The sequence below is a fragment of the Methylophilus sp. DMC18 genome (genome assembly GCF_056314005.1).
On record NZ_JBQUZE010000005.1, the window covers coordinates 201,373 to 222,135 of the forward strand.

Consider the following 20,763-nt stretch of genomic DNA (forward strand, 5'->3'; position numbering starts at 1 on the left):
AAAAGAGTCTTAGTCATGAGTGTATTCGAATTATTTTTTGATCGGAGCCCCCTGTTTGCGGGGGTGTTATACGTTGAATTTGGTATATAGTTTTTATCCCAACGCTATTGCTGTCCTAGCCACTGCCCTATGATGAAAACTGCTTTTATTCTTGAGGATACTCCCGAGTCACAATTGTGGCTGTCTGAGGTCCTGCAACAGAGTTTTCCAGATATCCAGATACACGCAGCCAATCACATCGCGCAGGCACTCACTGCGTTGAACCATCTATCAGCAATCGATATCGCGCTCATTGATTTGAGTCTACCAGATGGTAGCGGGGTTGCGGTGATTGAATGGTTAAATCGTCATTCACCGCAAACAATTTGTGTGGTAGCCAGCATATTTGATGATGATAGCCACATTTTCCCGGCATTGCGCGCAGGGGCGCATGGTTATTTACTGAAAGACCAGCCACAAACCGCCATCGTACAGGCGCTGAATGGCATTGTGACGGGTCAGCCGCCACTGTCACCCGCGATTGCGCGCAAGTTATTGCGGCATTTTCACGAGCCCTATGTCGAGGCGACTGCACAAGGCGTTCTCACCGAGCGTGAAAAAGAGGTGCTGTCGATTATTGCCAAAGGCATGACCATGGCAGAAACTGCCAATATTCTCGGTCTCAAGCGCAATACGGTGGCTGGGTACGTCAAGGAAATCTACCGCAAATTAAATGTTTCTTCGCGGGCTGAAGCCGCCATCACGGCACAACGCATGGGGCTGATTTAATCTTTTAGGGCACTTACAAAGCTCTTGCCCTGTCTTTCTTAATGCAAAGGCGCATGACCCCGCCATTTTCTGCAAGGTATAATCAGCCAAATTAAAACATGGGAAGAGCATCATGACGACAAAACTAAAATGGGGCATTCTCGGTGCTGCGCGTGTGAATGAGCGCCTGCTACCTGCGATTGTAGAGGCCAGCAACTCACAACTGGTCGCCATCGCCAGCCGCCGCCCGGGCGCCGCCAAGGCCACGCTGGATAAATACGCACCCAATGCGGGTGGCGTTAGTTGTTATGACGATATGGACAGCCTGCTCACAGACAGCAATGTTGAAGCTGTCTATTGCCCCATGGCCAACGAAGAGCATGCCGAATGGGCGCTCAAGGCGATTGCGGCAGGCAAGCATGTGCTGATAGAAAAGCCGATGACCACCAAGTTGGCAGATATTGATGCGATTGAATCTGCCGCCAAAGCCAAAGGGGTGACCGTGATGGAAGGCTTTATGTACCGCTTTCATCCGCAGCATGCCAAGGTTAAAGAATTAATCGACAGCGGGCTCATCGGCGATGTGCTTTCATGCCGTGCCAGTTTTTCTTTCCTGATGGCGCCTGCACGTATGTACCGCATTACCCGTGATATGGCCAACGGTGGTGGTGCCATGTGGGATATTGGGCCTTACGCCATCCATGCCTTGCGCTGGTGTTTTGCGCAAAACGGCGTCCCTGCCGAACCTAAAGATGTATTGGCCTATGGCAAACTCAACGAGCATGGCGCCGATGTGGTTGCCAGTGGTGTGCTCGATTTTGGCCCTGATGCACAGGGACGTGCGCGTTTCGGCCACTTTGATGTGAGTTTTGAGCGTGGCCGCAAAGCCGAGTATGAGCTGATTGGCGATAAGGGCTGGATCAAGTGCCACAATATGTGGTCTTACCCGGGCGATGATCCGGCCATTAGCTGGGAAGCGGGCGGCAAGTCAGAAACCATTGTGCTGCCCAAGGCTAACCACTTTAATCTTGAGATTGAGCATTTCAGTGATTGCGTGCTCAATGGCAAAGCCCCCTTACTGACGTTTGACGATGCGCGTGGCAATTGCAAGGCGATTGAAGCGGTGATTGCTGCGTTGAAACGTTAAGGCTTTGCACAATAAAAAAAGGATGCCAAGGCATCCTTTTTTTATTGCTGAGTTGGTGTTTTAAAACTTGCCATGCTCTAAATCTTATTATCTAGGCCCATCTGATAATACTTATGCACAATCTTCTCCTGGTTTTCTAGCAGCCAGTCTATGCTCGGTTCGTTGCGCAAGGCTTTCTGGATCGCCTTGAAAGTGGCTTCGCGGTGAATATCAAACAGTGCTTTGTGGTCAATCTTCTCTTGTTCCAGAATCGCCGGGCTCAGCCACACTGAAACAATAATGCCCAAGTCATTGGCTTTTTCTTTGGGGATATCGCCGCTACGTACGGCATCCAGTACGCCGTTGGCAATGGCGCCCTGCACGGTGCCCATCAAAATATTGGTGTAACGCGGATCTTTCACAGTCACCTTGCTCACCATCAGCGTCGCTGGGCGCACCATAATGTCGGTGTTCATAATCGCCAGTACGCGGGTATGGCCTTTGACCTGGTCGCCCAGCAGGTTGGCAAATGCTGTGCCCATCGGGCCGTTCATTTCACCAATCGCCACCTCGGGTTCAGCGGCCGTGCCGGGTGGGCCGCCTGCCACCAGTGCTTCACCCACACGCATAATAATTCGATCATCAGACATCTTTGGAGCTCCTTTGCTATCAATGTATTGCAACATGGTAGGGGAATTCTCCCACCATGGCTAGTTGCATGCGCTCGGTATCGCGGTTTTACCGCTTGAGGCACCAAGCGCATGCATGAATTTAATAACCATTAACGCTTGAAGAAAAGCAGGTTCTAGGGAATAATCTAGCCTTTCCGTAAAAGGCTGGTTTTCTGGCTTTTTTAAAGAATTCAATCAAGGTTTTGCAGCTTTTTGTGTAAGACCGTTCACTTTCACTCTAGGGAGAAAACAATGGCAACTCGTGTCGACTTGTGCAACGCCATCCGTGCTCTGAGCATGGACGCTGTACAAAAAGCAAACTCCGGCCACCCAGGCGCACCTATGGGCATGGCTGAAATTGCTGAAGTATTGTGGAACCACAATCTGAGCCACAACCCAAACAACCCACAATGGGCTAACCGTGACCGTTTCGTATTGTCAAACGGCCATGGCTCAATGCTGATTTACTCCTTGCTGCACCTGACTGGTTACGATGTGACCATGGACGACATCAAGTCTTTCCGTCAATTGCACTCCCGTTGCGCTGGTCACCCAGAATACGGCTACGCACCTGGCGTTGAAACAACCACCGGTCCATTGGGCCAGGGTATTGCAAACGGCGTTGGTTTCGCCATGGCAGAAAAACTGCTGGCTAGCCAGTTCAACAAGCCAGGCCACGACATTGTTGACCACTACACATACGTGTTCCTGGGCGACGGCTGTATGATGGAAGGCGTTTCTCACGAAGCTTGCGCACTGGCTGGTACATGGGGCCTGGGCAAACTGATGGCTTTCTGGGATGACAACGGTATTTCTATCGACGGTCACATCGAAGGCTGGTACACAGACGACACCGCAGGCCGCTTCAAAGCTTACGGCTGGCACGTTGTTTCAGTCGATGGTCACGACCAGGCTGCGATTCAAAAAGCCATTGACGAAGCGAAATCAGTCACTGACAAACCATCACTGATCTGCTGCAAAACGATCATCGGTAAAGGTTCTCCAAACAAATCCGGTTCACACGACTGCCACGGTTCCGCATTGGGCGAAGCTGAAGTTGCTGCAACCCGTGCTGAAATCGGCTGGCCACACGAGCCATTCGTGATTCCTGCTGACGTATACGAAGGCTGGAACCAAAAAGACAAAGGCGCAAAACGCGAAGCTGACTGGAACGCCAAGTTCGACGCTTACGCTAAAGCCTACCCAGCAGAAGCTGCAGAATTCAAACGCCGTATGGCCGGTGAGTTGCCAGCTAACTGGAAAGCACTGACTGACGCAATCATTGCTGAAACGAACGAAAAAGCTGAGAAATTGGCTACTCGTCAAGCTTCACAAAAAGCCATTACAGCGTTAGCGCCAATCTTGCCAGAATTCTTGGGCGGTTCAGCTGACTTGACAGGTTCTAACCTGACAGCGGCTAAAGAGTTCAAACACGTGAGTGGTAAAGAGCCAGGCAACTACATCTCTTACGGTGTACGTGAATTTGGTATGGCTGCCATCATGAACGGTATGGCATTGCACGGTGGCTTGTTGCCATACGGCGGTACTTTCCACATGTTCTCTGACTACATGAAAAACGGCATGCGTATGTCTGCGTTGATGCATCAACGTGTGATCTACGTGCTGACCCATGACTCTATCGGTCAAGGTGAAGACGGTCCTACACACCAACCAGTAGAAAACACTTCTGGTCTGCGTATGATTCCTCGTATGGATGTATGGCGTCCAGCTGACTCTACAGAAACAACCGTTGCTTGGGTTGCTGCCGTAGAGCGCACTGAAGGCCCAACCAGCTTGGTATTGAGCCGTCAAGCGGTGCCAGGCATCAAGCACGATGCTAAAGACTTTGAACTGATCCGCAAGGGTGGCTATGTATTCTCCGACGTTGCTGGTAAAGCTGATGTGATCATCATCGCTAACGGTTCCGAGTTGGATCTGGCGATTCAAGCGGCTGCTGAATTGAACGCTGCGGGTACTAAAGTGCGTGTGGTTTCCATGCCATCCACCAACGTATTCGACCGTCAAGACCAGGCTTACAAAGACAGCGTATTGACTCCAGGCGTTAAACGCGTGGCTGTTGAAGCTGCTCACCCAGACTTCTGGCGTAAGTATGTCGGTATTGAAGGTGCCGTTGTTGGTATCGATACCTTCGGCGAATCCGCACCAGGCGGCGCACTGTTCAAACACTTCGGTTTCACCGTAGAGAATGTTGTGAACACAGTGAAATCTGTTTTGTAATTTAGACCAGATTGCTGCATAAAAAACCGCTTCCTCGTGAAGCGGTTTTTTTTCGCCTATATGCCGTGAAACAACCCATCCACGGCAAGGTTACTCTTGCTTAGCTTGTGAGCAAATTCACTTGTACATTCACAATCAACTTAGGCTGAATATTGGGGCCGATAAAGCTACCCGCCACTGGCGGGATCGTTTCCGGGTTACGGGATACCGCCACGGCAATATGTTGTGTGCCGGTCACCTTGCCTGCGGTGGGGTCAAAGCCTTTCCAGCCGGTGCCTGGCAAATACACCTCAGCCCAGGCATGCGTGGTGGCGTTACCGGCCTCAGTCGCCGGGGCATGCAAATAGCCACTGACAAACCGGCTGGCCAGTCCCAAGAGGCGGCAAGCTTCAATAAACAAGGTGGCATAGTCACGGCAAGAGCCACTCAGCTTATTCAAGGTGGTGGCCGGGGTCTGCACGCCAGGTTCTTCGCGAATCTGGTAGCGAAACTGGGTATAAATCGCCTGATTCAGGCGGGTCAGCAGTTCAAATGTATTGATGCTGCCGTTTCTCAGCCCCAGTTGTAGCAGCCACTGGCTCACCGTATCTTGGTCATCCATAAAAGTGGGTCGCTGAAAAGCCGCCAGGTCTTCCCAGTCAGCCTGCGCATAGGCAAACGGATAATTCACCGCATAGGGTTCAATCCAAAAGTCCAGTGGGGCCTCTTCATAGTGTTGAATCACCACTTCACTTGCAATGGTGAGTCTGTCGCTCGCTTGCAAAAACGTGACAGCCGCCAGCGAGTTATCAAACACATCGCGATACCATTTGATCTGATACGCTGGCGTAATATTCAGGATAGAAGACTCAATGCGCAAATCGTGCCCCTCACGCGGCCGCAGCAATAAATAATGCTGCTGCAGTGTGACTGTGCCCGAGAAGAGATATTCAGTCAGATGTTTGATTCTTAATCGTTTCATGGTGTGTTTCTCGCACCGCTTAAATCGGTGCGGCGGCCAATTGCGTGACACGCACCTGCATCAGCGCCGGGTACAAGGCCGGGCCAAACTGGTTAAAAATGGCAACATCCGCCGCATCGCGCCCATAGGCCACAGTAATGCGTCCGCCCATGGATTCTGACTGGCTCGGGTCAAACGTGTACCATCCCCCATTCACATACGCTTCAAACCAGGCATGAAAGTCCATCGGTTGTAGCCCGTGTAAATACCCCACCACCATGCGTGCCGGGATGCACAACCCTCGGCACAAGGCAATGCCCAAATGCGCCAGCTCGCGGCAAACGCCTTCGCGCTGCTGGTTCACCTCAACCGCAGACAGCTGAAAATGTGGAGAATCCGGATTAAAACGAATATTCTGGCGTATCCATTGCTCGATGGCCTTTACCTGGTCGTATCCAGGCAACACGTTGGCGACAATTTGCTGGCCCAGATCAATGAATTTATCTGACTCACAATAGCGTGACGGCAGTAAATAAGTCAGCACATGGTTAGGCAAATGCTGAACCTCTTCAAACCGCCCGCCGGGCGCAGTCTCAAGCTTGTCAGCGGTCAAAATATCCGCCGATGTGCTGATATAAAACTCACCCACAGGCGCAATCAGGCGCTGGCAAAGATTGCCATAAGTGTCGGTATATTCTTCCACCGGCACACTGGGCTTAAGCGTATAAGACTGCCGAGCCACCCACTGATGCACCCCACTGCGCGGCCTCAGCATCAAAATAAACGGTGTGGGAATACTGACAACAAAGCTGATATCACATTCAGTACGTAACCACATGTGCAATCCTTAAGTGATGCAAGCCAACCCATTCTAGCCTGCTTTCAAGGCATATGTGCAAAAGTGAATGAATAACTAAGACATATCAATAATAACCCTGTAAAATTTATGGTTTTACAGTTTTAGCCAGAAAGTTTTTTATGTCATTGCCAGCCTGCCCAAAATGCCAATCCGAATACACCTACGAAGACGGTGATAACTACGTCTGCCCAGAGTGCGCGCATGAGTGGAGCAAAGTGGCCACTGCCGAGTCAGAAGAAGTCAAAGTCGTGCGCGATGCCAACGGCAACGTGCTGCAAGACGGCGATACCATCACCGTGATCAAAGACCTGAAAGTCAAAGGTTCTTCATCCGTCGTTAAGGTCGGCACTAAAGTGAAAAACATCCGCCTGGTCGATGGCGACCACGATATCGACTGCAAAATTGATGGCTTTGGCGCGATGAAGCTGAAGTCGGAGTTTGTGAAAAAGGCTTAGTTGGTTTTATTGGCCGGCTCTTAAAGCCGCTCGATCTAGCTACATAGCGAGCATATTTCAATACGACACTTATTTCTTTTTTAGTCCCAACTGTTGGTTCTCAAGGATGTCTGACAGATTGACTTCTATCCAATCTGTCAGCGCCTCCACTTTCAGGCTGATGCCTTCGCCTAGCGGGGTCAGCGAGTATTCCACATGCGGCGGTACAACCGGGTAAGACACGCGTTGTACAAAGCCATCCTGCTCTAATTGTTGCAGCGTTTGTGTGAGCATTTTTTCACTGATCACCCCCACTCTTCGCCGCAGCTCACTGAAGCGGAGCGTCCCGCCCAACAACGCCACCAATACCAATACCCCCCATTGGCTGGTCACGTGCTTCAATATTTCTCGTGACGGGCAATCAGGCGAGAGCACTTCTCCGCGTCGCATGGCATTGGCCAATACACCTGTCTTCTGATCTATCTTCATACTTACCTTTTTGTTCGTACTTACTTTTAGTAAGTATAGGTGATAACCTGCGCGTTCTCAATTTATTTCATGTGTTGAAAGGGAATATTATGATTGTTGTTACCGGCGCTACGGGCCAGTTGGGTCGTTTAGTTATTGAACATTTACTCAAAAAAGTGCCTGCAAGCAGTATTGTGGCTGCTGTGCGCAATGTTGAAAAAGCGCAAGACATTGCGGCCTTGGGCGTGAAGGTACGCTTTGCCGATTACAACCAACCTGAAAGCTGGGATGCTGCATTGTCTGGCGCAGAAAAAGTCTTGCTGATCTCATCGAGCGAAATCGGCTTGCGCGTTAATCAGCATCAAGCCGTGATTGATGCCGCCAAGCGAGCAAATGTGCGCTTATTGGCTTACACCAGCCTGTTACGCGCGGATACTTCGTTACTGGGGCTGGCTGCCGAACATAAGGCGACCGAAGCTGCGATACAAAAAGCGGGCTTGCCGTTTGTCATATTGCGAAATGGTTGGTACACAGAAAACTATGCCGCAGGGATTCCAGCGGCATTAGCATTGGGCGCAGTGTATGGTGCGGCTGGACAAGGCAAGATCTCAGCTGCAGCACGCGCTGACTATGCAGAAGCGGCCACTGTAGTACTGACCACGGATCACCACACAGGCAAAGTGTATGAGCTGGCAGGGGACACGGCATTTACGTTGGACGAGTTTGCCGCCGAACTCTCACGTCAAACCGGTAAAGCGATCCCCTACGTGAATCTACCGCAAGTTGAATACAAGCAAGCATTACTCAATGCCGGCTTGCCTGAGCCCATTGCCGAGTTGTTGTCTGATTCGGATACTGGCGTATCAAACGGTCAGTTGTTTGATGATGGCAAGCAATTAAGTCAGCTCATTGGTCGCCCAACTACGGCATTAGAGGTGGTCATCAAAGCTGGTCTATAAATGAAGATGACGCTGAGCCCAATGACTCTTGTTCTGTCATTTAAAACAGCTTGACCGATAAACACCGCCTCTCAGGAGGCGGTGTTTTTTATGGTAATTGGCAGATAAACACGTCACGCACACTGCAATCACGCCTCTATCTTCCGGTTTAATGGTAGTCTGACCAAAATTATTAATAGCCCTTACGATGAAAACCCCAAAAAGATTAGAGCCGCTGCTTGAAGATGGCGTGGTAGATGAAGTGATGCGCCAGTTAATGAGTGGCAAAGAAGCCACGGTGTACGTGGTGCGCTGCGGTGAAGAAACACGCTGTGCCAAGGTGTATAAAGAAGCCAACAAACGCAGTTTCCGCCAAAGTGTCGATTACACCGAAGGCCGCAAAGTTAAAAGCAGCCGTCAGGCGCGGGCCATGGCAAAAGGCTCAAAATACGGCAAACAGGCACAAGAAGAAGCCTGGCAAAGCGCAGAGGTCGATGCCCTATATCGCCTAGCCGCCGCAGGTGTCAGCGTGCCCACCCCCTATCAGTTTTACGAAGGGGTGTTGATCATGGATTTAGTTACCGACGCCCAAGGCAATGCCGCGCCACGGCTCAACGACGTGGTATTCACCGCCGAAGAAGCCCGCCAGCATCATCAATCGCTGCTCAAAGAAGTCGTGCGCATGTTATGCGCTGGCATCGTCCACGGCGACCTTTCCGAATTCAATATCCTGCTGAGTAGCGATGGCCCCATCATCATCGACTTACCCCAAGCCGTCGATGCAGCAGGCAACAACCACGCCATGAGCATGTTAGAACGCGATGTCGGTAATTTGGCTGATTTTTTCGGCCAATTTGCGCCCGAGCTCATCAACACACACTATGGCAAAGAAATCTGGGCGCTCTACGCAAAAGGCGCCCTCACACCCGAAACGGTGCTGACTGGACAATTCAAACAAGACAGTAAACCGGTAGATTTAAAAAGCGTGGTGCGTGTGATAGACGCCGTGCGTGAGGATGAAGCCAAAAAGCAAATGCGGCTGGCAGAAGCCAAAGCCGCGCTGCCTAAGCCTAAACGATTTTAAAACGGTAAATAGCAAGCGGTAGAGGGCCTGCCATCTGCGGGCGCATGCAATGACAGTTCTTTTTAGTCTAACCCTACATATCCTGTTTCTTACGTTTGGCCATCCATCCCAGCAAGCCTAGACCTACTACAAGCATCGAGACAGTATTTGCCTCAGGAACGGGCGTAATCGAGAAGAATAAATTATCTGCATAGCCATCATTAGCAGAACCCTGCTCGCGTTGCATTTCAAGTTTAAATGCAATCTGAGTTGTACCCACTGGCGTGACGCCTGAGATCTCTTTAAATAGCAGTCCAGTAACGCCCCCGCGCTCACTAGGCGTTGTTGAACCAAAGGTGACAAAAGAAATGACAGATGCATTCACATCCAAGAATTGAATGGTGAGTTGGGAGTAATCCGTTTGACCTGCGAACCCACCAAAATAGCCAGAAGCATAAAATCCAGCATTACCCGCATTATCAAGAATGTCGGTTACTTGATAGGCAGAAGAGTAATTGTTACTAGTACCACCACCAAAGTAATTTGAACCACGATCAATAGGCCCTGGATCACCAGATGCCAAATAGCCGCCACCAATATCATATTTAATGACGGTAAAGTTACCAGTTAAATCCTGCCAGTTTGGTATCACCACCACTTCCGAGTTGCCCCCTAAACCTGTTTCAGCATCTCCGTTTTTAATCAGATTGACTGTAGCGTTTGCCGTGTTCACAAAGACCATCGCAAACAATAACGCAAGCAAGCTTTTAGTGTGCATTTAGATACTCCTCGAAATTAATATTATTAATGCAACAATGCAGTCGTTTTATACCAACACCACCTAATAGTATTCTGTTGCAAAAACTTGTCGACCCCTCGTTTAGGGGGCAAACATCAATTGGAGTGATCGGGGTTAAGGTCTAGCAAAACAACACCATTGTTTTTGATTGCTTTTAAAAGCCTCACACCATCACGGTGCTCTCCAGTTTAAAACGCTAGCGATCAAAGTTTTGAGCACCCAATATGCTTGATCATGCATGTTTAAGATTGGTTGTTAATCTGCTGATGGTTTGATGGTGTGGTTGGTTTGACGCTATTTCACTGGAGAGGACTCGTTCCGCAGGTTTTGTTATTACAGCTTTTTCAGTCCCTCTTTGTATCAAGCAAATAAAGATTTTTTAATCTGCCCCAATGATCTCTTTAGACAGAGTCTCAGATTGACATTTGATGACCGTGATTTGAAAACCATATAGATTAAGCATATACTTGCACAATTAATTGAACAAGTTGGAGGTCTCATGCACGTCATCAGTTATTCCGAAGCGCGCAATTCTCTAAAAACTGTCCTTGATAAAGTGGTTAACGATGTGGATGTCACCATTATCAACCGCCGTGATGCAGCCAATGCAGTGGTGATGTCGCTGGATCATTACAATAGCTTGATGGAAACCTTACATCTGTTGCAAAGCCCGGCCAACGCCGCCCATCTGGCCGAGTCTATCGCGCAACTTAAAGCGGGTAAAGCCGAGCCAAAAACGCTGATTCAAGATTAGCTATCATCATGGCAAGGCTCATCGTCTTTACGCCAAAGGCCTGGGAAGATTATCTCTATTGGCAAACGCAGGATAAAAAAACATTAAAGCGAATTAACTTACTGATTGAAGCATCCGCCCGCGAGCCATTTACTGGTATCGCAAAGCCAGAGCCACTCAAGGGCGATTTAACCGGCTTTTGGTCACGCCGGATTGATGATGTGAATAGGTTGGTTTATCAGGTGACAGAGACTGAGTTGCAGATTGTGGCCTGTCGATATCACTATGCTTGAAATGTTGTTTTGCAAGACCTGACCCTGATGTTCTTCTGAAATGATGGGTCGTAGAGAGAATGACCACCTTTTGATAGGTGGTCATTTGTTATTAAAAATATGTTAATTTTTTGCTTAATCAGTCCTAAATTTTTGACATTTCAAGAAAGTGTTCTGAATAACCCGTTTTTTCAAAAACTAGTCTGAGTCCTTCTTTGAAAACTTCATAATTGAATTCTTTCATATCAATAATGTTTTGTCCCAACGAATGTGACTCACGATTTACATAGCGATAGAACGCTTGATATTGATTAGCTTGTAATTCCTCTGATAAAAACACATTGTTTAAGTCTCTTTTTCTTACAAAATTAAAGAAGTACTCAATAATATTTCTCATGCAATTGGCTATTAGAGCCGGAGGTTGGGTAGGATCATTAATTACATTCCAATATGCCTGATAGTCATTTTGGATTTCTTCGTATTTCATTTCTTCGATTTTGCTTCCATCACCAGATTTTGTGATGCGGAATAATTTTTGGTTTGCTTTTCTTCTCTCATGATTAGGATCGGTTAACTCATAGAAAAAATATAAACTATGTGTTAAGACAAATACTTGAGAGAATTTTGAGTCTTTGAAAAATATTGTGCGAATTAGCTGACCAACGTTAAAAACGAATATATGGGATAAGCTCGATATTGGGTCATCAATAACAACTATCTTTTGAGTATTGGTATCTTCTGGATTAGCTTTACCTTTACAAAGTTCACAAAAGTACAGGAAGCTAATCATCATTCTCTCACCTTCACTTAATGTATGAAAAGCATCTGCTGGATCATCAGCTCTAACGACTCTGTATAAGCGATCACTGTGCTTGAGAATTTTGAATCCATCAATTCCAAGTTCTAGTAAGTTGGTATTGATGGCCGTTACTGCTTCGTCAACATTTACAGTTTCCTTCTGAGCAAGTGCAATCTGCTTTTTCGCTTCAGCAATTGAAGAGTCGATAGTAGTAATCTCTTCACCTAACTTTATAAGTTTGTTATTAGCTAACTGACGATCGGTTTCGAATCGCGCCAATGTCTGATCATATTGCCATCGCATTAGGTCCCAGAAGTCGTTTTTTAATGAATTTAGTGCGCTTTCTCGATTTCTCAATTGCTCATTATGAGCATAAATATTGAGGTTTATCAGGGTTATTTGTTGATTGAATTCCAACAGCAAAGAACTAGTGTCAGTTAAGGTCTGTGGTGATTTCGGAGCTTTTATTTTTAATTCTATTTTTTCAATATTACTGCGTAATGTATCAGTTATTTTTTGATATTTTGTAGATAGAGAGTCTATAAAACTCAGTGTGGCTGGGTGGCTATTAAATACACTAATTTCTTCTAAATTATTTAGAGCATTCAAATACTTTGATTTAAGAGTTTCCATCAACTCAATTTTTTGTTGATATGTCACATCAAAATATTCTTTTATGCTTTCTGAAAACTTTGATGTGATGGTCTTCTGCTGACAAAATGGGCATTCTGCTGCCGAGTCATTAATTTCTTGCGGTAAGTATTTCAGCCCTTGTTTTATCCAATCTGCGTTGCCAAGCGTTTCAATTAATTCGGCAATTTCACTATCTGTGTTGCCTAGAATTGCGCTGGCAAAAATGCTGTTCGATTCGATATCAGCGCCTAGGAAGTTTAATAATGGTAGTACTGGTTGTTCAGCTGCATTTTTATCTTGCAACGTTTCAACCTCATTTTTAATAAGCTGAATTGTTTTTCTTGGTTCGTGGTCAGGTTTTTTAATATTTTGGATGTAATCGAAAAGGGTTTCTTTTTTCCCCATCAATCCCTGAAGACAGTATTCAAGAACACGATCACCACCTGAGTATGTGGTTTTAATTTCCCATACCTTATCTATACAAGTTTGCTTCTGCGATAAAAACTCTTTATTGACGGCTTCTTTCTCTTTGCGCTTTTCTTCTAGAAGCTGATTCTGCTGCTGTAGGTTTTTGTTTGCTACAGCAATTTTTTCTTCAGCTTCTTTATTTTCTTTTGAGAGGCTAAAAATTCCTTTGAGTCTATCAGCTTCATAAAAAGTATCTTTAATAAAGATTTGGTTATAAACCATCACTGGATTTGTTTGGGCGGGCACTCTACTGCAACTTGCATATCGAACATCTTCGGGATTATAGAAGTAACCAGAAAAGGTTGATTTTCCTGTTCCATTGAGCCCATAAATTAGATTGATTTTCTTATCAGTAACTAGTTTTGTACTAGTTTTAAAGCTTGCAACTGCATTCATTTGAATTTCAGTGAGCATGAGAATCACCTAATTAGAATTTTTTATTTGAATGAGACCGTACTAATTGATTGTAATGCACTTAATAATTTAATGGGAGGATAAGCCGGGTCATGTGCTATGAATTTCCTCTTTTCCTACACTGTTTTCAGCATATGTCTGATACCACTATCTTTCTCAAAAATTATCATTTAAAAACTAAAAATCTAATTAATGAGGAGGCTGTATGTCATCGTTCGTTCTGTATCTTATCGGGTTCGCTATTCTGATTGGCGGGATTGCATGGGCGTTGGTAGAAGCGGGTGTGCCGCATTTGTACATCGTGATTGCTTCTGTGATTCTCACCGGTATCGGAATATTAAAGGCGGTATCACATACCAGAACTAAGGATATTTCCCGGAACTAAGCAGGCTCGGAGGCGTTCAATCTAGCTATTGTTGATAAATTTGCGAAGTAGATTGCAATGAACAATTTTAATAAAACTGATTTGAAGTTAGATGGGCTGGAGATTAATGGCCTGTATCTTGAAGATGTTTTTTCGGTGTGGGAGCATTTCGATAAAAACGCGAATAAGTACTTTACCGTTTTTATGATTAATAACTCCCGCATCACTGTGCCAGCAACAGAAGCTAATGCAGCATTACTGTATGAGAGCGGCCATCCTGTGTCTGAATTTGTGGTGAACGATGGCGTTGTGGATGAGCTTGAAATTGAAAAGCTTTAATAAGTCATCGGACTAAGCGTAATCAGTCGATTTATTTCAAGTATTACTTACAGTTTGTTCTGAAATGGCTTCGATAACTACTTTTTCAAGTCGCGAACGACGTAAGTAATTAGGATGGTAAGTGCGAAATATTTTGCCAGTTATTTCTTTAGAAACTATCTGGCAAAGCTTTCTTTGATTGATACCTTCTACAGGCAACATTTCACCTTTAAGTAAATTTGAAACTCTTCCATCGTAACGAGGGCCCGTCAAAAAAATCACGATATCGGGCGCAATTAGCTTTAGTTCTTCTAGTAGAAGAAAATCCAGCTCAGACAATATAAGTCGATTTTCTATTGATGGGGCTTTTTTTGCTTGGTCAAATTTATTAAGGTTTAGCCATGCCGAAGTGAGTATAGTGCCCGTAAGCATGATTTCTATTTTTCTAATAAAACTCCAAAATGGACTTGAGTAATATTTTTCACCAAGATTGAAATTAATGTAGGTGGTCATCTGTTCAAAAACATCAGTTTTGTTGGACCACCCGTGCGTCTCTTGTCCTACGAATGCAATTTTGATAGCTGATCGTCTATAAGTTTCATTGGGAGCTATTAAAAAAGGGCCATTAAAATTATCGCTATCGCAACGCGCTTTAATCTCTAGAATTTTATTTGCATGGCGCTTATAGAGCTCTAATAGGTGTTGATTTATCATTTTTATGAAAGTGCGGGTTCTTATGATTATTGGTTATGATCAGTTGGGGTTTAATGATAACAGTCAATAAATATGCGGAACTCAATCGCCGAGTCTACGGGGTTAGGTCTTGCAAAACGACAAAATTTTTTCTAACAATTGGAGTCATAATGACTCGTCCAGTCTACGCATGGATAGCAAGTGAGCCAGCCTTAGCTGTCAATGACTAGCTGCTACTGACTTTCTTTTGAGGACTTAGCCAAGCGCAAAAAATAAGCGACCTGCTCGACCCATTGCAAACGCTGCAATGGAGTTAACGCCATAAAGGCCCGTAAGCGTTCTTCACTCACATGATAAGTTCGGTCGGCTGGATTAAAGGGCGTGTTCATAGTGATTTTATTTTCTCTAAATGCTCAATATCACTCAGGTCTATCGGGCGACCAGCAGCACGTTTCATCGCAATTAAGTCATCTACGCAAGCCACTTCTACCGAGACATCCCCCAAGTTAAATTGCACAGCGCGTGTATGCATCTCGTTAAAATCCAAAGGTGGAAACAGCAGAATATCAATCGTGACCCCAGCCAAGTCTGGTGTGCGTAATGCAAATGCCAGCATGTTTTTTTCAGTGTGCCATTGGCGCAATAACGCGAGATTAGTCAGGCTTTCCAGCGGCACAGGCGCAACCGGCGTCAACTGCAACGCTTTTGCACATTGCAACATGCCTTCAAGGTTTTCTGGCTGCATGGCGACTGTGATATCCACATCCATGGTTGCTCGCTCAACGCCATGCAAAGAAACAGCCAAGCCACCGATCAACAGGTAATCGACATCAAATTTTTGCAGCGCTGCAAACAGATCTAAATAAAACATAGCTGCAGTTTAAAGCAGGTGGCTTAAAAAAAGAATTGCTTTTAATTTTGTGCTGTTCATCAAGTATTGATTTGGTGTGTTAATCAAAAGCCTCAATCAATTGAATGATGATTTCATGGAAAACCGTAGCCAATCGGATTAAACCAATTCAAAGAAGGCAACTCTCAAATATAATCCTTACTTAACTCTTAAAACTCTCAGGTAAATCCATGCGAACCGAAAACGCTGTTGCACCAAAAACAATCTACCTTAAAGACTACACACCTGCGCCGTATAACGCTGTACAGGTGAATCTGAGTTTTAACCTGTTGCAGGGCAAAACGATTGTGACCTCTGAAGTGAAGTATGTGAAAAACCCGGCGGGGGTTTCGAATGACCTGGTGCTGGACGGTGAAGATCAAACCATCGTTTCCGTGGCTTTGAATGGTCAGCCGTTTGAAGGCTACACGGTGGCGGATGGGCAGATGACGATAGTGAACCCAGGCAATGAATTCACATTAACCATCGTCAGCGAGATTGATCCGGCAGCGAATACAGCACTCGAAGGCTTGTATCAATCACAAGGCACTTATTGCACACAGTGCGAGGCGGAAGGCTTTAGGCGCATTACCTATTACCAGGATAGACCAGATGTATTGAGTGTGTTTACGGTGCGCATTGAGGCGGATGCCAAGGCGTATCCGGTGATGTTGTCGAATGGTAATTTGCAGGAAGAGGGCGGTTTGCCGGATGGCAGGCATTACCGTGTCTGGCATGACCCATTCCCCAAGCCTTGTTATTTGTTTGCGCTGGTGGCGGGCGACTTGGTGCGGGTGGCGGATACGTTCACCACCATGACGGGCCGCACCGTAGATTTGCATATTTACGTGCGTGCGGGCGACGAAGGGCAGTGCAGTCATGCCATGGAGTCACTGAAAAAATCCATGAAGTGGGACGAAGAGGTGTATGGCCGCGAGTATCAGCTCGACCTGTTTAATATTGTGGCGGTGAGCGACTTTAATATGGGCGCGATGGAAAACACTTCGCTCAATGTGTTTAACACCGCGCTGGTGCTGGCACATCAAGAGACCGCGACCGATAGCGATTTTATGAGCGTGGAAGGCGTGATTGGTCACGAATACTTCCACAACTGGACGGGTAACCGCGTGACTTGCCGCGACTGGTTTCAATTGTCCTTGAAAGAAGGGTTTACTGTGTTCCGCGACCAGGAGTTTAGTGCAGACTTGAACTCGCGTGCCGTGCAGCGGATTGACGATGTGAACGGTCTGCGTCGTTTGCAGTTTCCTGAAGATGGCAGCCCGCTGGCGCACTCGGTGCAGCCGGATCAGTTTATCGAGATTAGCAACTTTTACACCAAAACCATCTACGACAAAGGCGCTGAGCTGATTCGCATGCAGCATACGTTGCTCGGGCCGCAGACTTTCCGTAAGGCCACCGATTTGTATTTTGACCGCTTTGACGGCCAGGCGGTGACCTGTGATGATTTTGTGCAGTGCATGGCTGACGCTTCTGGCCGTGACATGACGCAGTTTTTCAGGTGGTATAAACAGGCAGGCACGCCTACCTTGGTCGTCAGCAGCCATTACGATGCGGCCCAGCAGCGTTATACGCTAAGCTTTAAACAATCGCAGCCGGAGACGCCGGGGCAGACCGACAAGCAGCCTTTGCATATCCCGATTGCGGTCGGTTTGCTGGCCGCGGATGGCAGCGAGATTGTGCCTACGCAAGTGCTGGAAATGACGGCACGTGAGCAATCATTCACTTTCGATGGCATCGCCGCCAAACCGGTGCCTTCGATGCTGCGAGGGTTCTCTGCCCCGGTCAAACTGGAGACCGATTTAAGTGACGATGATTTGCGCCTGTTGCAGGTGCATGACACCGATGGCTTTAACAAATGGGAGGCCGGGCAGACGCTGGCGCTGCGCACCATACAGCGCGTGATGGCAGATCCGCAGGCGGATATCAGCCAGTTTATTGCCGATGTCGGCACCTTGATTGCGCAAGGCTTGAGCGGGCAGGGTGACAAAGCCTTACTGGCGCGCGCCTTGAGTTTGCCCATGATAGGCGTGATTGGCCAATACCTGTCGGTGATAGACCCGGCAGCCATTGAGGCGGCGCGTAGCAGTATCCTCACTCAGATCAAGCGTGCGCATAAAGACGCTTTGGCCGCGCTGTATGAGGCCAACGCCAATCCGGGCGAGTTCACCATTACCCCGCAAGCCATGGGTCGCCGTGCTTTACAGGCCGCCGTGTTAGAGATTCTGACCACCACCAATGGCACTGGTTGTGCTGCACGCGCCAAAGCGCATTACGACGCAGCAGATAATATGACGGATCGGGTGACTGCATTGTCGTGCCTGTCTGAGAGTACACAGCCGCAACGGGCCGAGGTGTTTGCAGACTTTTATACCCGCTTTGAAAAGTATCCGCTGGTGGTCGACAAGTGGTTCTCATTGCAAGCGATTGCCAACCGCGAGCAAATTTTTGATGACCTCGCCTTATTGCGCGCGCACCCCGATTTCAACATCAAAAACCCTAACCGCGTGCGTTCGCTGTATAGCGCGTTTGCCATTAACAATCCGGTCAAGTTCCATGATCCTAGCGGCAAAGGGTATGCCTTTTTGCGTGATGCAATTATCGAGCTCAATAGCATCAACCCGCAAATTGCCGCGCGCCTTGTGACGCCGTTGCGTGAGTGGAAGCGCTACACACCTGCCTTGCAGGCGCAGATGAAAGCGGCGCTACAAGCGGTGCTGGATACGCCTAATTTGTCGGGTGATGTGTTTGAAGTGGTGAGTAAGAGCTTGGATGGCTAATAAAAAAGCGGAGCTTAAACTCCGCTTTTTTTAATGGTCTGTTCGCACTATTTCCCCATGGCCTCGCCCAGGCGTATCGGTTTGCCTGGGTGCCAGCTGGCATTAAACTCCAGTACGTCTTTTTCAAATAACATCACCACGGTAGAACCCAACAGAAAACGACCCATTTCTTCGCCTTGTTTCAAGATGATGTGTTGGTTGCTGTAATCCCAATGGATGACTTTGCCCGGACGTGGCGGGTTGATAATGTGGTCTTTGGCATCGTGCCAAACGGTAGCCATGCTGCCGACAATCGTCGCACCGACCAAAACCAGCACAAACTTGCCATGCTGGGCGGATTCAAAGGTGCAGACCACGCGCTCGTTACGCGCAAACAGGCCTGGCACATGGGCGGCAGTCAGGGGATTTACTGAGAATAAATCGCCAGGCACATAGGTCATGCTCAGCAGCTTGCCATCGCATGGCATATGGATGCGGTGATAATCTTTGGGGCTTAGATACAGGCAGGCAAAACGACCACTGTCAAAGTTTGCAGCTAAAGCAGCGTCGCCACCGACCAATGTCTGCGCTGTGTAATGATGGCCTTTAGCCTGAAAAATCTGGCCGTTTTCAACTTTGCCAAACTGGCTGATGGCGCCATCCACCGGGCATACAAAGGCATTATTTGCCAAGGGCCGGGCATCCGGTTTGAGTGGGCGCGTGAAGAACAGGTTAAACGTTTTGTAGCTGCTGATATCGCCGTTGAGTGCTTCTTCCATATTCACATGGTATTTGCGCACAAACCAGCCGATAAACGCCGTGGTCAGGCCACCCGCCTGCCAGTGCGCCAGTTTGCCGGCGGCGGCGGTGAGGAGTTGTTTGGGGGCAATGTATTGCAGCAGAATGGCGAGTTTCACTTCTTTCCCTTATTGAGTAGCGCTTGTTTGTTGCAAGCACTTGTTTTTATCATGTCTATATTCATGATTTTACAAATAAAAAAGCACAGGCGATACATCAGCCTGTGCTTTTTACCTATGGCCGGATTAATTTGTCATCAACCCAACCTTAGGTACTGATTCAAGGTCTAGAATTAGTTCTTAGACTGATCAACCAGTTTGTTTTTCGCAATCCAAGGCATCATGGCGCGCAGTTTGTTACCCACTTGCTCGATTGGGTGAGCAGCGTTCAAACGACGACGTGCCGTCATTTCTGGGTAGTTAGTACGGCCTTCCAGGATGAACTGTTTAGCGTAGTTACCATTCTGGATGTTTTTCAGGCATTGACGCATAGCCTCTTTGGACTGGCTGTTGATCACTTGTGGGCCTGTCACGTACTCACCATACTCCGCGTTGTTGGAGATGGAGTAGTTCATGTTGGCTATACCGCCTTCGTACATCAGGTCAACGATCAGTTTCAGTTCGTGCAAGCATTCGAAGTAGGCCATTTCTGGTGCGTAACCAGCTTCAACAAGCGTTTCAAAACCGGCTTTTACCAGTTCAACCGCGCCACCACACAGCACGGCTTGTTCGCCGAACAGGTCAGTTTCTGTTTCTTCGCGGAAGTCAGTTTCGATCACGCCACCTTTGGTGCCGCCGTTAGCTGCAGCGTAAGACAAGGCGATGTCTTTGGCTTTGCCTGAAGTGTTCTGGTAAACAGCGATCAATGAAGGTACGCCGCCACCTTTGAGGTACTCTGAACGTACGGTGTGGCCTGGGCCTTTAGGCGCGATCATGATCACGTCCAGGTCTGCGCGTGGCACGATCTGGTTGTAGTGAATGTTGAAGCCGTGGGCGAATGCCAGTGCTGCGCCTTTTTTCAGGTTAGGCGCGATTTCGGCATTGAAGATTTCTGCCATGGTTTCGTCTGGCAGCAATACCATGACCACGTCAGCGTCTTTAACTGCTGCTGCGATCTCTAAAGTGGTGTGACCAGCGCCTTCGGCTTTGGCCCATGAGCCGCCGCCTTTACGCAAACCAATGGTGACATTCACGCCGCTGTCGCGCAGGTTGGCTGCGTGTGCATGACCTTGAGAGCCGTAGCCCACAATCGTCACTTTTTTGCCTTTGATAATGCTTAAGTCGGCGTCCTTGTCGTAATAAACGTTCATCTCTGCTTTTGCC

At 47.6% G+C, this 20,763-nt stretch carries 20 protein-coding genes; 10 read left to right on the forward strand and 10 right to left on the reverse strand.

What is annotated here, in order from left to right:
• The first annotated feature begins 129 nt into the window (after positions 1-129).
• Both ACT53G_RS12680 and ACT53G_RS12685 read left to right on the forward strand, forming a co-directional pair.
• Positions 130-768, forward strand: coding sequence for a response regulator (locus tag ACT53G_RS12680; protein WP_228518904.1), 639 nt, complete (start codon positions 130-132; stop codon positions 766-768).
• Positions 769-880: 112 nt separating this feature from the next.
• Positions 881-1,894 carry a Gfo/Idh/MocA family protein gene (locus ACT53G_RS12685; RefSeq protein WP_476169588.1) on the forward strand — a complete coding sequence of 338 codons (1,014 nt, stop codon included), beginning with the start codon at positions 881-883 and terminating at the stop codon, positions 1,892-1,894.
• Between the two features lie 77 nt (positions 1,895-1,971).
• Here ACT53G_RS12685 and fae read toward each other — a convergent pair whose 3' ends face one another.
• Positions 1,972-2,523, reverse strand: a complete 552-nt coding sequence (gene fae / locus ACT53G_RS12690; protein ID WP_049639931.1) for a formaldehyde-activating enzyme — start codon at positions 2,521-2,523, stop codon at positions 1,972-1,974.
• Between the two features lie 273 nt (positions 2,524-2,796).
• On the opposite strand from fae, the gene tkt reads away from it, so the two are divergent.
• On the forward strand, positions 2,797-4,782 hold the full coding sequence (tkt, locus tag ACT53G_RS12695; protein ID WP_476169589.1) for a transketolase: 1,986 nt from the start codon (positions 2,797-2,799) through the stop codon (positions 4,780-4,782).
• 100 nt (positions 4,783-4,882) lie between these two features.
• Here the strand turns inward: tkt and ACT53G_RS12700 are convergent, their stop codons facing one another.
• Positions 4,883-5,743 carry a transglutaminase family protein gene (locus ACT53G_RS12700; protein WP_476169590.1) on the reverse strand — a complete coding sequence of 287 codons (861 nt, stop codon included), beginning with the start codon at positions 5,741-5,743 and terminating at the stop codon, positions 4,883-4,885.
• A 19-nt stretch (positions 5,744-5,762) separates the two neighbouring features.
• Positions 5,763-6,560 (reverse strand): transglutaminase family protein, encoded by a 798-nt coding sequence (locus tag ACT53G_RS12705; protein ID WP_275356588.1) that lies wholly within the window; start codon positions 6,558-6,560, stop codon positions 5,763-5,765.
• A 140-nt stretch (positions 6,561-6,700) separates the two neighbouring features.
• Between ACT53G_RS12705 and ACT53G_RS12710 the strand changes: the two genes are divergently transcribed.
• Positions 6,701-7,036: a zinc ribbon domain-containing protein YjdM gene (locus tag ACT53G_RS12710; RefSeq protein WP_476169591.1), complete on the forward strand. Its 336-nt coding sequence runs from the start codon at positions 6,701-6,703 to the stop codon at positions 7,034-7,036.
• A gap of 69 nt (positions 7,037-7,105) precedes the next feature.
• Here the strand turns inward: ACT53G_RS12710 and ACT53G_RS12715 are convergent, their stop codons facing one another.
• A complete protein-coding gene (locus ACT53G_RS12715; protein WP_194749228.1) occupies positions 7,106-7,504 on the reverse strand; it encodes a winged helix-turn-helix transcriptional regulator in 399 nt (132 codons plus the stop codon).
• Between the two features lie 89 nt (positions 7,505-7,593).
• On the opposite strand from ACT53G_RS12715, the gene ACT53G_RS12720 reads away from it, so the two are divergent.
• Together ACT53G_RS12720 and ACT53G_RS12725 are read left to right on the forward strand one after the other, a co-directional pair.
• Positions 7,594-8,442 carry an SDR family oxidoreductase gene (locus tag ACT53G_RS12720; protein ID WP_476169592.1) on the forward strand — a complete coding sequence of 283 codons (849 nt, stop codon included), beginning with the start codon at positions 7,594-7,596 and terminating at the stop codon, positions 8,440-8,442.
• Between the two features lie 187 nt (positions 8,443-8,629).
• Entirely contained in the window at positions 8,630-9,505 is an 876-nt protein-coding gene (locus tag ACT53G_RS12725; protein WP_476169593.1) for a PA4780 family RIO1-like protein kinase, read from the forward strand.
• A 73-nt stretch (positions 9,506-9,578) separates the two neighbouring features.
• On the opposite strand, the gene ACT53G_RS12730 is transcribed toward ACT53G_RS12725, so the two are convergent.
• Positions 9,579-10,262 (reverse strand): PEP-CTERM sorting domain-containing protein, encoded by a 684-nt coding sequence (locus ACT53G_RS12730; protein ID WP_476169594.1) that lies wholly within the window; start codon positions 10,260-10,262, stop codon positions 9,579-9,581.
• Positions 10,263-10,782: 520 nt separating this feature from the next.
• On the opposite strand from ACT53G_RS12730, the gene ACT53G_RS12735 reads away from it, so the two are divergent.
• Both ACT53G_RS12735 and ACT53G_RS12740 read left to right on the forward strand, forming a co-directional pair.
• Positions 10,783-11,037, forward strand: a complete 255-nt coding sequence (locus ACT53G_RS12735; RefSeq protein WP_476169595.1) for a type II toxin-antitoxin system Phd/YefM family antitoxin — start codon at positions 10,783-10,785, stop codon at positions 11,035-11,037.
• Positions 11,038-11,045: 8 nt separating this feature from the next.
• Complete coding sequence (locus ACT53G_RS12740; protein WP_476169596.1) at positions 11,046-11,309, forward strand: Txe/YoeB family addiction module toxin; 264 nt, start codon at positions 11,046-11,048, stop codon at positions 11,307-11,309.
• 124 nt (positions 11,310-11,433) lie between these two features.
• Here the strand turns inward: ACT53G_RS12740 and ACT53G_RS12745 are convergent, their stop codons facing one another.
• Positions 11,434-13,602 carry an AAA family ATPase gene (locus ACT53G_RS12745; RefSeq protein ID WP_476169597.1) on the reverse strand — a complete coding sequence of 723 codons (2,169 nt, stop codon included), beginning with the start codon at positions 13,600-13,602 and terminating at the stop codon, positions 11,434-11,436.
• Positions 13,603-14,044: 442 nt separating this feature from the next.
• On the opposite strand from ACT53G_RS12745, the gene ACT53G_RS12750 reads away from it, so the two are divergent.
• Positions 14,045-14,305 (forward strand): hypothetical protein, encoded by a 261-nt coding sequence (locus tag ACT53G_RS12750; protein ID WP_476169598.1) that lies wholly within the window; start codon positions 14,045-14,047, stop codon positions 14,303-14,305.
• 36 nt (positions 14,306-14,341) lie between these two features.
• Here the strand turns inward: ACT53G_RS12750 and ACT53G_RS12755 are convergent, their stop codons facing one another.
• Both ACT53G_RS12755 and ACT53G_RS12760 read right to left on the reverse strand, forming a co-directional pair.
• A complete protein-coding gene (locus ACT53G_RS12755; protein WP_476169599.1) occupies positions 14,342-14,998 on the reverse strand; it encodes a hypothetical protein in 657 nt (218 codons plus the stop codon).
• Between the two features lie 364 nt (positions 14,999-15,362).
• Positions 15,363-15,848: a DUF6036 family nucleotidyltransferase gene (locus tag ACT53G_RS12760; RefSeq protein ID WP_476169600.1), complete on the reverse strand. Its 486-nt coding sequence runs from the start codon at positions 15,846-15,848 to the stop codon at positions 15,363-15,365.
• A gap of 209 nt (positions 15,849-16,057) precedes the next feature.
• Here ACT53G_RS12760 and pepN point away from each other — a divergent pair, with 209 nt between their 5' ends.
• Positions 16,058-18,664 (forward strand): aminopeptidase N, encoded by a 2,607-nt coding sequence (pepN, locus tag ACT53G_RS12765; protein WP_476169601.1) that lies wholly within the window; start codon positions 16,058-16,060, stop codon positions 18,662-18,664.
• 47 nt (positions 18,665-18,711) lie between these two features.
• On the opposite strand, the gene asd is transcribed toward pepN, so the two are convergent.
• Positions 18,712-19,560 carry an archaetidylserine decarboxylase gene (gene asd, locus ACT53G_RS12770; RefSeq protein WP_476156539.1) on the reverse strand — a complete coding sequence of 283 codons (849 nt, stop codon included), beginning with the start codon at positions 19,558-19,560 and terminating at the stop codon, positions 18,712-18,714.
• A 173-nt stretch (positions 19,561-19,733) separates the two neighbouring features.
• On the reverse strand, positions 19,734-20,750 hold the full coding sequence (gene ilvC / locus ACT53G_RS12775) for a ketol-acid reductoisomerase (protein ID WP_313985865.1): 1,017 nt from the start codon (positions 20,748-20,750) through the stop codon (positions 19,734-19,736).
• Positions 20,751-20,763 lie beyond the last annotated feature (13 nt).